Origin of the sequence: Streptomyces sp. NPDC000345 (assembly GCF_042898825.1) — a bacterium.
Classification (GTDB): domain Bacteria; phylum Actinomycetota; class Actinomycetes; order Streptomycetales; family Streptomycetaceae; genus Streptomyces.
In genome coordinates, this window is sequence record NZ_JBIAZE010000003.1 from 1 (window position 1) to 12,740 (window position 12,740).

A 12,740-nucleotide genomic window follows, 5' to 3' on the forward strand; every position below is an offset into this window, starting at 1 on the left:
CTGCAGGGGGGACCCTGTGGGAGAGTAGGACACCGCCGAACAATCATTCCGGGAGACCCCCGCACCGTATGGTGCGGGGGTTTTCTGCGTTTAGGATTTATTGCATGAATGACTTTGTCGTACGGGGCATACGGGCCGAGGAATGGGAGTCGGTCAAGGCGTTTCGCCTGGTCGCGCTCAGGGATCCCGCGGCCCCCCTCGCCTTTCTGGAGACATACGAGGATGCCGCGGGACGGCCGGATTCCTTCTGGCGGGACCGCGCCTGCGGGGCCGGCGAAAAGGGTCTGGGAGCACGGCAGTTCGTAGCCGAGGCCGACGGCGGTGAGTGGGTCGGGTCGGTCACCGTGCTCGTCGAGGAGGCCGGGAGTGTGGACTGGGCGGGGTATCCCGTCGAGCGCCGGCAGGGGCATGTGGTCGGGGTGTATGTGCGGCCCGAGTGGCGTGGGGGCCGGGTGACCCGGGAGTTGTTCGAGGCCGGGGTGGAGTGGGCCTGGAAGACCGGGCTGGAGCGGGTGCGGCTGCTGGTGCACGAGAAGAATCTCCGGGCGCAGGGGGCGTACCGGAAGGTGGGGTTCGTGCCGAGCGGGGTGACCGTGCCGGTCGGGGAGGGGTTCGGTGCCTTCTCGGGTGAGAAGGAGAGGGAGTTCGTACGGGAGCGGGGGACGCCGTCAGACCGGTAGCTCATGGTGGGGCCAGCGGGAGCGGGCCTGTTCGCGGGAGCGGAGGAGGGCCAGGGTGGGGAGGCCACGGTCCGCTCCCGTCGACAGCAGGTCCGGGAGCTGGGGGAGCGGGGCCACGGCCGCGATGTCGTCCAGGACCAGGGTCAGTGGTGGGTCGAGGCGACCGGAGGATGACCGTTCGGCCATGCGCCGGCCGCGCTCGACCACGCTGGAGACGAGGGCCGTGAGGAGAGGCATGGCGCCGGGGCTGGTCCTGGGGTCCTCGATGGATTCACCGACCACATAAAGCGTTCCCCCTTCTTCCACAAAGGAATCCAAGGCGAGGGCATCAGTTCGGTTGGGAGTGCATGCCTCGCGGATGTTGACGGTGGAGAGGGCGGAGAGCGCTCGGGAGGTCAGTTCCTGGGCGATGTCCCTGCGGTCGGGGTGGGCGGTGAGCGCGGCTTCCAGTTCGCCGGCGGAGCCGGGGGCGGCCTTGGGGCTCGTACGGAGGGTGCGGACCGCTTCCTGGATGCCGGTGCCCTGAGACCAGCGGTGGACGTGCCGGACGGTGCGGCCGTCGATGGCGGCGGCGTGCAGGTAGCAGCGGAGGAGGGTCTCCGCGGTTTCCGCGACGGCCTGGTCCAGGCGGGCTGTGGGCCGTACGGGGGTGAGCAGGTCGGTCGCCCGGGCGGCGGCCGTCGCCTTGTCCTCGCACCCTGCCGTGGGGGACCAGTGGAGGCGGGCGGGGGTGTCGCAGCGGTGGGTGGGGTCGTAGAGGTGGACCGGGCCCAGTTTGGCTCTGGCGTCCTTGGTGTCCTGCCAGAGGGCGGGGTTGGAGGTGAGGACGAGGGCGGGGCCCTCGGCGTCCCGGACGGTCCGGGCCGCGGTGGCACAGCGGCTTTCCCGCGGGGCGTACAGCACCGCGCCCTCGACGCGGTGGGTCTCCCATCCGCTCTGCGGGAGCGGAGCCGACGGGGGCGCCGCGGCCGGCGTCAGTGCGGCCTCCCCAGCCGGTGAGCCGGGCAGCGGTTCGGTTCTTGCTTCCCCGTCAGGTTCCGGTGCCGCCTCGGCCCTCGGAGTGGGCACCTCGTACGTCGGAGGTTCGTACGTCGGAGGTTCGTGCTGCGCTGCCGTTCTCTTTCGCGCCCGGACGACCCGCCACCGCGCCACTGTCCCTATGACGAACATCGTGAGGACGAACAGGATCATCAGCTGGCCGATGAAGAGGCCCCAGAAGAGTCCGTAGCCCGAGAGGGCGGTGGGATCGGCCTCGGGCCAGGCGCCCGGGATGTCGTGCGGCCGGGCGATGAGGTGGCGCATGGCCAGCGGGGTGCGGGTGAACGTGACGCCGGTGGGCCAGCCGCCGTGGCTGAGCAGGGCGGCCAGGCCCGTCGCCGTCCACACCAGGAGGGTCATGCCGAGGAGGAAGGCGAGCAGGCCGACCAGGAGGCCGTCGGGGATGCCACCGCTCCGGCTTTCCCGGCCCGCGGTGCGCTCGTCACCGGGTCTCATGGCAACCCCCCGCCGTCTAGGCGACCGTCGACTCGGACGAGTCGTCCAAGTCGGCCAGATGCTGTTCCATGAAGGCCGCCGCGCGCCGTTCCTGTTCCTGTTCGGCGGCGCGCAGGACGTCGTCGGAGGCCAGGTGGTCCGCCGAGGACTCCGTCATCGCCCGGTCCGTGAAGACCAGTGGGCGTTCCGTCTCCGTGACCAGGTGTTTGACCACCTGGACGTTGCCGTTGACGTCCCAGACGGCGATGCCGGGGGTGAGGGTGGGGATGATCTCCACCGCCCAGCGGGGGAGGCCCAGGACGCGGCCCGTCGCCCTCGCCTCGTCGGCCTTCTGCGCGTAGATCGTCCGTGTCGACGCCATTTTCAGGATGGCGGCGGCCTCCTTGGCCGCGGCGCCGTCGACGACGTCCGAGAGATGGTGGACCACCGCCACGAAGGACAGGCCGAGGCGGCGGCCGAACTTCAGCAGGCGCTGGAACAGCTGGGCCACGAACGGGCTGTTGATGATGTGCCAGGCCTCCTCGACCAGGAAGATGCGCTTCTTCCGGTCGGGGCGGATCCAGGTGTGCTCCAGCCAGACGCCGACGATCGCCATGAGGATCGGCATGGCGATGGAGTTGCGGTCGATGTGGGAGAGGTCGAAGACGATCAGCGGGGCGTCGAGGTCGATGCCGACGGTCGTCGGGCCGTCGAACATGCCGCGCAGATCGCCGTCGACCAGGCGGTCCAGCACCAGGGCCACGTCCAGGCCCCAGGCCCGTACGTCGTCTATGGCGACGTTCATCGCCTCCGCCGACTCCGGCTCGGGGTGGCGCAGCTGCTCGACGATGTCGGTCAGGACCGGCTGGCGTTCGACGATCGTCTCGTTGACGTAGGCGTGGGCGACCTTGAGGGCGAAGCCGGAGCGTTCGTCGAGGCCGTGGCCCATCGCCACCTCGATGATCGTGCGCAGCAGCGCGAGCTGGCCCGTCGTGGTGATCGACGGGTCCAGGGGGTTGAGGCGGATGCCGTGGTCGAGGGCGGCCATCGGGTCCAGGCGGATGGGAGTTATCCCCAGCGCCTGCGCGATGAGGTTCCATTCGCCCACGCCGTCCTCACCCTGGGCGTCCAGGACGACGACCTGGCGGTCGCGGAAGCGGAGCTGGCGCAGGACGTAGGTCTTCTCGAGCGCCGACTTGCCGTTGCCGGACTCGCCGAGGACGAGCCAGTGCGGCGCCGGGAGCTGCTGGCCGTACAGCTGGAAGGGGTCGTAGATGTAACCCTTCCCGGAGTAGACCTCGCGGCCGATGATGACGCCGGAGTCGCCCAGGCCGGGGGCGGCCGTGGGGAGGTAGACCGCCTGGGCCTGGCCGGTGGAGGTGCGGACCGGGAGGCGGGTCGTCTCTACCTTGCCGAACAGGAAGGACGTGAAGGCGTCGGTGAGGACGGACAGCGGGTCCCGCATGTGAAGCCCCTACCTTCGGATGCCGGTGGCGAACGGGAGCGTGTTCACGAACGCGCGGTGGTGCTCGCGGTCGCACCACTCCAGCTTCAGGTACGACTTGCCCGCCGACGCCCTTATCGTGCGCTTGTCGCGGGCCAGGGCCTCGGGGGTTCGGGAGGAGACGGTGATGTAGCCGACCAGGTTGACGCCGGCGGCTCCGGACGCCAGGTCCTCGCCCCGCTGGTCCAGTCGGGAGTGGGCGGCGACGTCGCGGGGGTCCACGGTCCTGTTCATCTTGGCGGCCCGGCTCGCCTCCGCCTCGTCGTTCGTCTTCTCCGTCAGCATGCGCTCGATGGCGACCTCGGTGGGTTCGAGGTCCATCGTGACGGCGACCGTGCGGATGACGTCCGGGGTGTGGACCAGGAGCGGGGCCAGGAAGTTGACGCCGACGGGCGTCATCGGCCACTCCTTCACCCAGGCCGTGGCGTGGCACCAGGGGGCCCGGGTCGACGACTCGCGGGTCTTGGCCTGCAGGAACGTCGGTTCCATGGCGTCCAGCTCGGCCGGCCAGGCGTTGCGCCGGGTCATCGCCTGGATGTGGTCGATGGGGTGGTCCGGGTCGTACATGGAGTGGATCAGGGAGGCGAGCCGGCCCTGGCCCAGGGGCTGGCGCACCCGGATGTCCGCCTCCTGGAGGCGGGAGCAGATGTCCGTGAGCTCGCGGGCCATGACGACGGCGAGGCCGGCGTCGCGGTCCAGCTTGCGGCCCGCCTGGGGGCGGGCGGCGCGGGCCATGGCGTGCGCCTCGGCGGCCAGCTCGCGGGTGTAGTGCATGCAGGCGACGAGGTAGGCGCGGTGCTGCTCGCTGCTCGTCGACACCATGGACTGGAGCTGGTCGTAGGAGCGGGCCAGCCAGTCGGGGGCCCTGTCGTCTCCGCGCTGGGCGACGTCCTTGGCGTGGGCGTCGGGGTCGGCGGGGAGGGTGCGGGCGAGCATCTGCAGGCGGGTCACGAAACCGTCGCCGTTGGCCACGTGCTTGAGGAGGGTGCCGAAGCGGTCGACGAGGGCTTCCTGGTCCTCGCTGTCGCGCAGGCCGACGCCCGGTCCCTCGATCTCGATGGCGGCGGTGACGGTCCTGCGGTCGGCGTGCAGGAGCACGGCGATCTCGTCGGGGCCGAAGGGCGCGGCGAGCCAGCTGATGCGGCCGATGCCCGGGGGCGGGCCGACCTCGACCTCCTGGCCGTCGATCCGGGTGCCGGCCTCCATCGCGCCGGAGCGGTAGGTCGTGCCCTGGCGGAGGGTGCGCTTGTAGCTGCGGTTGATCTCGAACCACTTGTAGAACGTGCGGTGCTTGTACGGCACGTAGACCGCGGCGAGCGCGATCATCGGGAAGCCGGCGAGCAGCACGATGCGCAGGGGGAGGAGCGGCACGAGGAGTCCGCACATCATGCCGAGGAACGCGCCGATGACGATGAGCGCGATCTCGCCGGTCTCGCGGTTGCGGCCGACGATCGCGTTCGGCCGGGCGCGGCCGATCAGATATGTGCGGCGGGGCGAGACCGCGTGGGACACATGGGCCACGTGGGAATCAGCCGTCAACGCCCTTCACCTCCCGTGCGGTTGTTGCGGGTGTTGCTGGCGTGCGGGGTGTTCACCGCGCTGCTCGAGCGGGGTGCGGGTGCGGCGGAGGGGACAGATCCGCCGCCTCCGTTCGAGGTGCGCGAGCTGTGCGCGGCAACGCCGCCCGAGGCGGGGTTGGTGGGGCGGGGGGTGCTGGATGCCTGGCCCCCGCCGCCGTTGTTGTCCGCGCGGGTGCTGTGCGTCTTGATGCCCTGGGCGACGAGGGTCGCGGGGGAGCTGATGACGGCGGCGGCCTTGCCCTCGGCGCCCTGCATGATGCGGTTGCTGCGGGAGCCCGCGATCTCGTCGCCGAAGCCGGGGACGAAGCGGTAGATCATCGCGCTGGCGAAGATGGCGAGCAGGATGATGGCGAGGCCGGAGACGACGGCGGAGAAGGCGTCGGGGCCGTCGTCGGCGGAGAGGGCGCCGGCCAGGCCGAGGACGATCACGATGACCGGTTTGACCAGGATGACGGCGATCATGATGCCGGCCCAGCGGCGGACGTGGCTCCACAGGTTCTTGTCGACGAGGCCAGCGTAGACGACGGTGCCGAGGAGGGCGCCGACGTAGAGCAGGGCGGCCCTGATGACCAGCTCCAGCCAGAGGACGCCGGCGGCGAGGATGGAGACCAGGGAGACGACGATCAGCATGATCGGGCCGCCGCCGATGTCCTCGCCCTTCTCCAGGGCGGCGGAGAAGGTGCCGAAGAACGTGTCCGTCTTGTCGCCGGTGGCCTTCGCCAGGACCTCGGTGATGCCGTCCGTGGCGGAGACGACGGTGTAGAGGATCAGGGGGGTGAAGGCGGAGGCGAGGACGGTGAGCCAGAGGAAGCCGACGGCTTCGCCGATGGCGGTGGTGAGGGGGACGCCGCGCACGGCGCGCTTGGCGACGGCCAGCAGCCACAGCAGGATCGTCAGGACCGTGGAGGCGGCGAAGACGACGGCGTACTGCTGGAGGAACTTGGTGTTGGTGAAGTCGACGTTCGCGGTGTCCTTCACGGCCTCGCTGAGCTTGTCGACGGTCCAGGCGGCGGCGTCGGCACAGCCCTTGGCGAGGGAGGAGAGGGGGTCGAGGGTGTCGGAGACCCCGGGGTTGGTGGTGGTGCCGGAGGAGTTGTTGCCCCTCTCGCAGTACTTCTTGGCCTCGCCGGAGATGAGCCTGCAGTCGAGGGTGCCGGTGGGCGTGGGGGACGCCGAACCCGACGAGGACGGTGTGGGGTCGGGTGAGGGGGCCGCGAAGGCGCGGGTGGCCGACAGGACGGCGGCCGTCTGAACGGCCGTCACGACTCCGGCGAGCCTGAGCAGGCGGTGCGGGTTACCGGGCATACGTGAACCCTCCGTACTCCTCGATGGCCTTGCTGATCTCGTCGGAGGTGGCGGCCTGCTCGTCACCGGGGACCGGGGCGGGGCCGTCCTTCTGGGTGTCGGTGTCGATCTTCCAGTCGTTCCCGGCCCAGCGCAGGTCGAAGGTCCAGGTCTTCCACGACGAGGTGACGGGGTCGGTCGAGTCCGTGCCGGACATGCCGATGAGGCCCAGGTACCAGACGGCGACCTTGGCGGTGGTGTCCGAGTACGCCTGGACGGTCGTGCCCACGGGGACCACGCGGGAGACGAAGGTGCTGCCCTTGGGGGCGTTGCCGTCCGCGTCGAGGCCCATCTTGGCGAGGAAGTCCGCCGAGTAGGCCTGGTCCATGGCGCCCTGCAGCTTGGCCGCCGCGTCGGGGGTGTAGACGGTGTCGACCAGGGTGTGTCTGCTGTTCTTCTGGAACATGCCGGTCGAGCCCAGCGCCACGGCGAAGTTGGCGGCGGCCGACTGGGCGCCCTGCTGGGTGTGGGCGAAGCCCGAGGGGATCCCGCCCGTTTTCGACTTCACCGGCTTCGTCCCCGTCGCCGCCGTCGTCGACGTCTTCGGCTTGTCGGCGTCGGCCGTGGTCGTGGAGGACCCGGAATCGCCTCCTCCGCGGTTCGCGAAGGCGATGGCCGCGATGAGGAGGACGACGACGCCGACCACCGTGACCATGCTGCGGGAGGAGGAGCGGGCGGGGCGGCGGGCGCCGCCGTAGGGGTCGGCTTCGGGCAGGCGGACGCGCGTGCCCGCGGGCTCGCCGTAGTCGTGTTCGTCGCCGGGAGTCATGCCGCGTACGTCCCCTCGCTGCCGTACCGAAAAGCGTAGAAGTACGACGGTAGCCGTGCTGGTTCCCGCGCGGGCGCGGTGTGGTGACTCGACATCAGGGAAACGCAACCTCAGCCGGTGGGCACGACGGGTGGGTGGGGGAGGAGGGGCGCCGCTGGGCGTGCCCGGGGACCGGGAGGCCCGGTTACACGGCCATGCCGTACACGATGGTGAACAGCGTGCCGAGGGAGCCGATGATGAAGACGCCCGTCAGGCCGGCGATGATGAGGCCCTTGCCCTGTTCCGCACTGAAGGTGTCCCGGAGGGCCGTGGCGCCGATGCGCTGCTTGGCGGCGCCCCAGACGGCGATGCCGAGGCAGAGCAGGATGGCGACCGCCATCACCACCTCGATCATCACCTTCGCCTCGTTGCCCAGGCTGCCGAAGGGGCCCCAGTCCGGAGCGATCCCGCCGATGATGGTGTTGATGTCGCCCTTGTCGGCCGCAAACAGCATGTAAGTCACCGCCCCTGGTGGGTAGTTCCGCGAGTCCCCTGCGGTGTGCAGAGGTCAGGCCTCATTGTCGCCGACGATGTCGCCCTCGTATGTCGACTGGGCGTCATTGCCGGGTGGGATTCGTATGAATGGTGCGTACGGTCACTCTGTGTATCACGGCAGGTCACGCCGGGCAATGAGGCCGGAGCGGAACCCGGGGTGTGGTTCCGTCGTTGACCCACTTCACGGCGGTGTGCCGTTTCTGACGGCTGGTCGGGTGAGTGTACGTTTCGATGTTCTCATGACGCACGGCGAACGGGCCGCGGCTGGATGCCGCGGCCCGTTCGTCCTCGCCACAGGTGGCCCCCACGGTCCACCCGTGGCTGCCCCGGGGTGGGGTGAGGGGGTGTCAGCCGGTGAAGGCGGCGATGCCCTCGGGGGTGCCCACGCCGGTGGGGCCGTCGTAGCCCGACTTGGCGGTGCACAGGTAGCTCGCGCCGGAGGAGCAGCTGCCGTTGCTGCCGCTGGTGACGTCGTTGAGGGCGGAGGTGCCGAGGTGGGCGTAGGGGTAGGAGGCCGGGTAGTCGCTGCTGCCCGGGGTGCCGGCGAGGGCGTAGACCGCGGCGACGATGGGCGCGGAGGCGCTGGTGCCGCCGAAGGTGTACCAGCCGGCGGTGACGCCGTAGGAGTCGTAGACCGAGACGCCGGTGGCGGGGTCGGCCACGGCCGAGACGTCGGAGACGGTGCGCCTGGAGCAGCCGGTGTCGGTCTGCCAGGTCGGCTTGGCGTCGTAGGAGGAGCAGCCGGAGCCGGTGCCCTCGGTGCTGCTGGTGTTCCAGACCTTCTCGGTCCAGCCACGGGTGGTGGAGCTGGTGGACAGGGCGGTGCCGCCCACCGAGGTCACGTACTTGGACGCGGCCGGGTATTCGGCGCCGTAGCCCTCGTCGCCCGCGCTGACGGTGATGGCGACGCCCGGGTGGTTGAAGTAGGAGGAGTCGTAGGCGGTGTCGGAGGAGGACTCCGAGCCGCCGTAGCTGTTGGAGACGTACGTCGCGCCGAGGGCGACGGCGCGGTTCACCGCGGTGCCGAGGTTGGCCATGGTGGCCGACTTGGCCTCGACGAGCAGGATGCCGCAGTTCGGGCAGACCGCGCTGGCCATGTCGAGGTCGAGGGAGATCTCCTCGGCCCAGCCGCTGTCGGCGGAGGGGAGGGAGGAGGTGGAGCCGGTCTGGCCGACCTTCTTGAAGCAGCCGTTGGAGGTGGTGCAGGAGGGGAGGCCGTAGTACGAGCGGTACTTCGCGAGGTCGGCCTCGGCGTTGGGGTCGTCGTAGGCGTCGACGATCGCGATGGTCTCGCCGTCACCGTTGTCGGCGGCGGCGTCGGTCAGGCCGTAGGCGTCCTGGAGGTCGGACGGGCCGTAGCCGGTGGGGCTGGCGGCGGCGGCCTTGGGGGTGACCTTCGCGGTGTCGCCGGTCTCCTTGGCCTGCGCCTTCTGGAAGGCGGTGGTGCCGCCGGTGACGCGGAAGGAGTCGCAGGCGAGTTCGCCCTTGTGCCGGGGGGTGGCGCAGGGGGTGGCCGCCCAGGTGACCTTGGAGCTCGCGGTGGCCGTGGGGGCCGCGCTCGCGGGGGCCGCGGTGCCGAGACCGGCGAGCACGAGGGCGGCGGTGCCGAGGGCCGCGGCGCCGATGCGGCGCCATCTGCCGGAGGCGGCAGGGGGGTTGGGGGAAGTCGTCGTACGCAACGGACAGCTCCTGATGGTGGGTGACAGGGGCGGTGCGGGTGGGGGTGGTGCGTGCCACCGGTACGTGGTCCCCGGTGGCGGGCGGCGGCCCGCCGACGACTGTGCGCTTGTTGAGTACGCGACAACAAGAAGGGTTGTGGAATCCTGACTTCCGCCTTACCCGGGGCGGTGGGGGGATTGCCCGCCGATGGCGGGCGGATGGACGGGGTATGGCCGGATCTTGACCCTGCTCACAGGGTGGACACAGGCGGCGGGGTGGGCGCCGGGCCGTGGAGCGGCGCGGGCGGCCCAGGCGGTGTGGACGGCGCGGTCGGCCTGGGTGGCGTGGAGCGGCGAGGGCGGCCCGGGTGGCGTGGAGGGGTGCGGTCGGCCCCGGTGGCGCGGTCGGCCCGGGTGGCGCGGGTGGCGCGGGCGGCGCCGGCCGTCAGTGGCGGATCAGGCCGTGCAGGGTGTGGTGGACCAGCTCGGCGACGCCTGCGAGAACCGCCTCGGGGGCGAGCATCTCGTTCGCCGTGAACGAGGCGTAGCCGTGCAGGGTGGCCCCCAGGAACAGCGTCAACCGGGCCGGGTCGCCCTCGACGATCTCGCCGCGCCGCTGTCCGTCCGCGATCAGCCGCTCCAGGGCCCCGACCGTGCGGTCCATGGCGGCGGCCATCCTGTCCGCGGTGTCCGAGGTCTCGGGGGTGTGCTTGCGGGCGTACATCAGCTCGAGCAGCGCGGCGTTGTCGAGGGCGAAGCGCAGATAGGCGCGGGCGAGTGCGGTGAGCCTGGGTTCCAGGGGCAGGGCCGGGTCGTCGGCGGCTTCCAGGGTCTCGGCCATGCGGTCGAACCCGGAGAGCGCGAGGGCGTCGAGCAGGGACTGCTTGTCCTTGAAGTGCCGGCCGGGCGCGGCATGGCTCACCCCGATCTCGCGGGCCAGCTCCCTGAGGGAGAGGGCTGCGGCGCCCTTGTCGCGCAGGGTGCGTTCGGCGGTGGCGAGGAGGGCGGAGCGGAGGTCGCCGTGGTGGTAGGGGCGGTTCTCGAGAGACGGCGACGACGGCATGGGGACATCCTATCCCCATGTAGGCGGCGCCATCATTGTTGTCATTGCCATCTTTGTTGTCGGCGTCTACATTGGCGTCATGGCTGAGAAGAAGAAGGCATGGAGTGCTGCGGACATACCCGACCTCGCCGGGCGCACGGTGATCATCACCGGGGCCAACAGCGGCATCGGGTTCACCGCCGCCGACGCGCTGGCGAGGGCGGGGGCGCATGTCGTCCTCGCCGTACGGGATCCACGGCGCGGGCAGGCCGCCGCCGCCCGCATCGCCGGCGGCACCGAGGTGCGGCGGCTGGACCTGGCGGATCTGTCGTCCGTGCGGGAGTTCGCCGCGGAGTGGGCGGGGGCGCCGCTGCACACGCTGATCAACAACGCCGGTGTGATGATGCTGCCGCGGCAGTCGACGGCGGACGGCTTCGAGCGGCAGTTCGGGACCAACCACCTGGGCCACTTCGCCCTGACCAACCTGCTGCTGCCGTACATCACCGACCGGGTCGTCACCGTCTCCTCGGGCGCCCACCGGTGGGGCGGCGCGGTGATCGAGTTCGACGATGTGAACCTGGCGGCGGGATACACCCCGCAGCGGGCGTACGCCCAGTCCAAGCTGGCGAACCTGTTGTTCACCCTGGAACTCCAGCGCCGTCTCGCCGAGTCCGGCTCGTCCGTGCGGGCCCTGGCCGCCCACCCCGGATACTCCGCGACCAACCTGCAGAGCCATGCGGCCAGCCCGCTGGCCCGGGTCTTCATGCGCGCGGGGAACGCCCTGTTCGCCCAGGACGACCGGGCGGGCGCCCTGCCCACCCTCTACGCCGCCACCCAGGACCTGCCCGGCGCGAGCTACGTCGGACCGGACGGGCTGGGCGAGATGCGCGGGGCGCCCACGCTGGTGGGGCGGTCGACGGCGGCCAGCGACGCGGACGCGGCCCGGCGGCTGTGGACGCTGTCGGAGGAGCTGACGGGAGTGAGGTCCGGGGTCGGCGTGGGGTGAGCGGTGTTCAGGGTGCGGTGAGCGTCCACACCGAGAGCGTCGAGTGGTCCTCGCTGTACGTGTACCAGTGCCCGTCGCCCAGGACGGCCGGGGCGCTGGTGACGGGGGCCGGGTAGACGAGCCGCTCGGCACCGGGCGCGTCCCGCGCGAGCAGCCAGTGCCTGCCCTCGCCCCACTCCTCGTCCTGCCACACGGTCCCCGCGACCACCGTCGCGTCGTCGACGAAGCCGCCCGCCCAGTCCCAGGCGGGCCAGACCTCGTCGTTGTCGGGCGCCGCGTCCGGATGGCGGGGGACGGACTCCTCCGCGTCCCACTCCGCGACCGGCGCGCCCGTCGCGGCCTCGTGCAGGGCGAGCCTGTCCTGGTCGTGGGAGACCGTCATGAAGTGCCCGCCGGACGGGCTCACGTCCAGCAGGGCCAGGTCCAGCCCCTCGAAGTACTCCACGGACAGGCGCTCGCCGTCCCAGCGGCCCCAGCGCATCGGTGCGCCGTCCTGGCCCTCGCCGATGCTGAGGCCCATCCGGCGGGAGTCCGGGTGCGGGACGTGCTCACTGCCCGCGGCGGCGGACCGCGCGTCGACCCGGGCCAGCACGCATCCGTCCTCGGGGGTGAGCACCAGCCACTCGTCCACAGGCTGTGTATCCGGCTCGCCCTCCGCGAGCGGGCCGCGTATGTGGGCCCACAGCAGCGAGCCGTCCGGGGAGAAGCCGGCGGAGCCGCCCCCGGGGTACTTGTGGTCGCGGTCGGACGCGTACGCGTCGAACGACTCGTGCGACTCGGCACAGCCCCAGCAGCCGTGCCGTGTCTCCCACCGCGTGGCGCCGCTCGCGTCCACCGCGCGCAGGGCGTGGGTGCCCGCGAAGACGACGACGCCGGCGTCGGGGGAGACGGCGTACGTGCCGAAGCGGCGGGTCCACGGGGCCGGGAAACGGATCCGCCGCACGGGGCGGAAGGCGTCGTCCAGCAGTTCGACGAGCACCTGGCCGTCGTCCCGCTGTACGAGGGCCGTGCGCCGCCCGCCCAGCCGGACCAGCGCCACGGTGCCGGCGTTCGGGTCGGGGAGCGGGGCGGTGAGGGCGGCGACCAGGCGGGCGTTTCGGGGCATGTGCCGAACCGTACGGCAGAGCGCCGGCATGGCCCGTCCGGGGAC

General features: G+C 71.5%; 11 protein-coding genes. 2 read left to right on the forward strand and 9 right to left on the reverse strand.

Annotated features, from left to right (window positions below):
- Positions 1 to 104: 104 nt before the first annotated feature.
- On the forward strand, positions 105 to 680 hold the full coding sequence (locus tag ACFY30_RS07410; RefSeq protein WP_390844211.1) for a GNAT family N-acetyltransferase: 576 nt from the start codon (positions 105 to 107) through the stop codon (positions 678 to 680).
- Here the strand turns inward: ACFY30_RS07410 and ACFY30_RS07415 are convergent.
- The 8 genes from ACFY30_RS07415 to ACFY30_RS07450 all read right to left on the reverse strand — a co-directional run bounded on the left by ACFY30_RS07415 (position 669) and on the right by ACFY30_RS07450 (position 10,605).
- Positions 669 to 2,174, reverse strand: a complete 1,506-nt coding sequence (locus ACFY30_RS07415; RefSeq protein ID WP_390844212.1) for a type IV secretory system conjugative DNA transfer family protein — start codon at positions 2,172 to 2,174, stop codon at positions 669 to 671. The genes ACFY30_RS07410 and ACFY30_RS07415 overlap by 12 nt on opposite strands.
- A gap of 16 nt (positions 2,175 to 2,190) precedes the next feature.
- Positions 2,191 to 3,618, reverse strand: a complete 1,428-nt coding sequence (locus tag ACFY30_RS07420) for an ATP-binding protein (RefSeq protein WP_390844213.1) — start codon at positions 3,616 to 3,618, stop codon at positions 2,191 to 2,193.
- Positions 3,619 to 3,627: 9 nt separating this feature from the next.
- Positions 3,628 to 5,169, reverse strand: a complete 1,542-nt coding sequence (locus tag ACFY30_RS07425) for an SCO6880 family protein (protein WP_390844714.1) — start codon at positions 5,167 to 5,169, stop codon at positions 3,628 to 3,630.
- Positions 5,170 to 5,192: 23 nt separating this feature from the next.
- On the reverse strand, positions 5,193 to 6,542 hold the full coding sequence (locus ACFY30_RS07430) for a hypothetical protein (protein WP_390844214.1): 1,350 nt from the start codon (positions 6,540 to 6,542) through the stop codon (positions 5,193 to 5,195).
- Positions 6,532 to 7,350: a hypothetical protein gene (locus ACFY30_RS07435; protein ID WP_390844215.1), complete on the reverse strand. Its 819-nt coding sequence runs from the start codon at positions 7,348 to 7,350 to the stop codon at positions 6,532 to 6,534. The genes ACFY30_RS07430 and ACFY30_RS07435 overlap by 11 nt, the downstream gene beginning before the upstream one ends.
- A 184-nt stretch (positions 7,351 to 7,534) precedes the next feature.
- Positions 7,535 to 7,843, reverse strand: a complete 309-nt coding sequence (locus tag ACFY30_RS07440) for a hypothetical protein (RefSeq protein WP_014673544.1) — start codon at positions 7,841 to 7,843, stop codon at positions 7,535 to 7,537.
- Positions 7,844 to 8,231: 388 nt separating this feature from the next.
- The gene (locus ACFY30_RS07445; RefSeq protein ID WP_390844216.1) at positions 8,232 to 9,563 is read right to left on the reverse strand and encodes a peptidase S8; all 1,332 of its coding nucleotides are present in this window, start codon (positions 9,561 to 9,563) and stop codon (positions 8,232 to 8,234) included.
- A 424-nt stretch (positions 9,564 to 9,987) separates the two neighbouring features.
- On the reverse strand, positions 9,988 to 10,605 hold the full coding sequence (locus ACFY30_RS07450) for a TetR/AcrR family transcriptional regulator (protein WP_390844217.1): 618 nt from the start codon (positions 10,603 to 10,605) through the stop codon (positions 9,988 to 9,990).
- Between the two features lie 79 nt (positions 10,606 to 10,684).
- On the opposite strand from ACFY30_RS07450, the gene ACFY30_RS07455 reads away from it, so the two are divergent.
- Positions 10,685 to 11,590 carry an oxidoreductase gene (locus ACFY30_RS07455; protein ID WP_390844218.1) on the forward strand — a complete coding sequence of 302 codons (906 nt, stop codon included), beginning with the start codon at positions 10,685 to 10,687 and terminating at the stop codon, positions 11,588 to 11,590.
- A 7-nt stretch (positions 11,591 to 11,597) separates the two neighbouring features.
- Here ACFY30_RS07455 and ACFY30_RS07460 read toward each other — a convergent pair whose 3' ends face one another.
- On the reverse strand, positions 11,598 to 12,695 hold the full coding sequence (locus tag ACFY30_RS07460; RefSeq protein WP_390844219.1) for a hypothetical protein: 1,098 nt from the start codon (positions 12,693 to 12,695) through the stop codon (positions 11,598 to 11,600).
- Between the last annotated feature and the right edge of the window lie 45 nt (positions 12,696 to 12,740).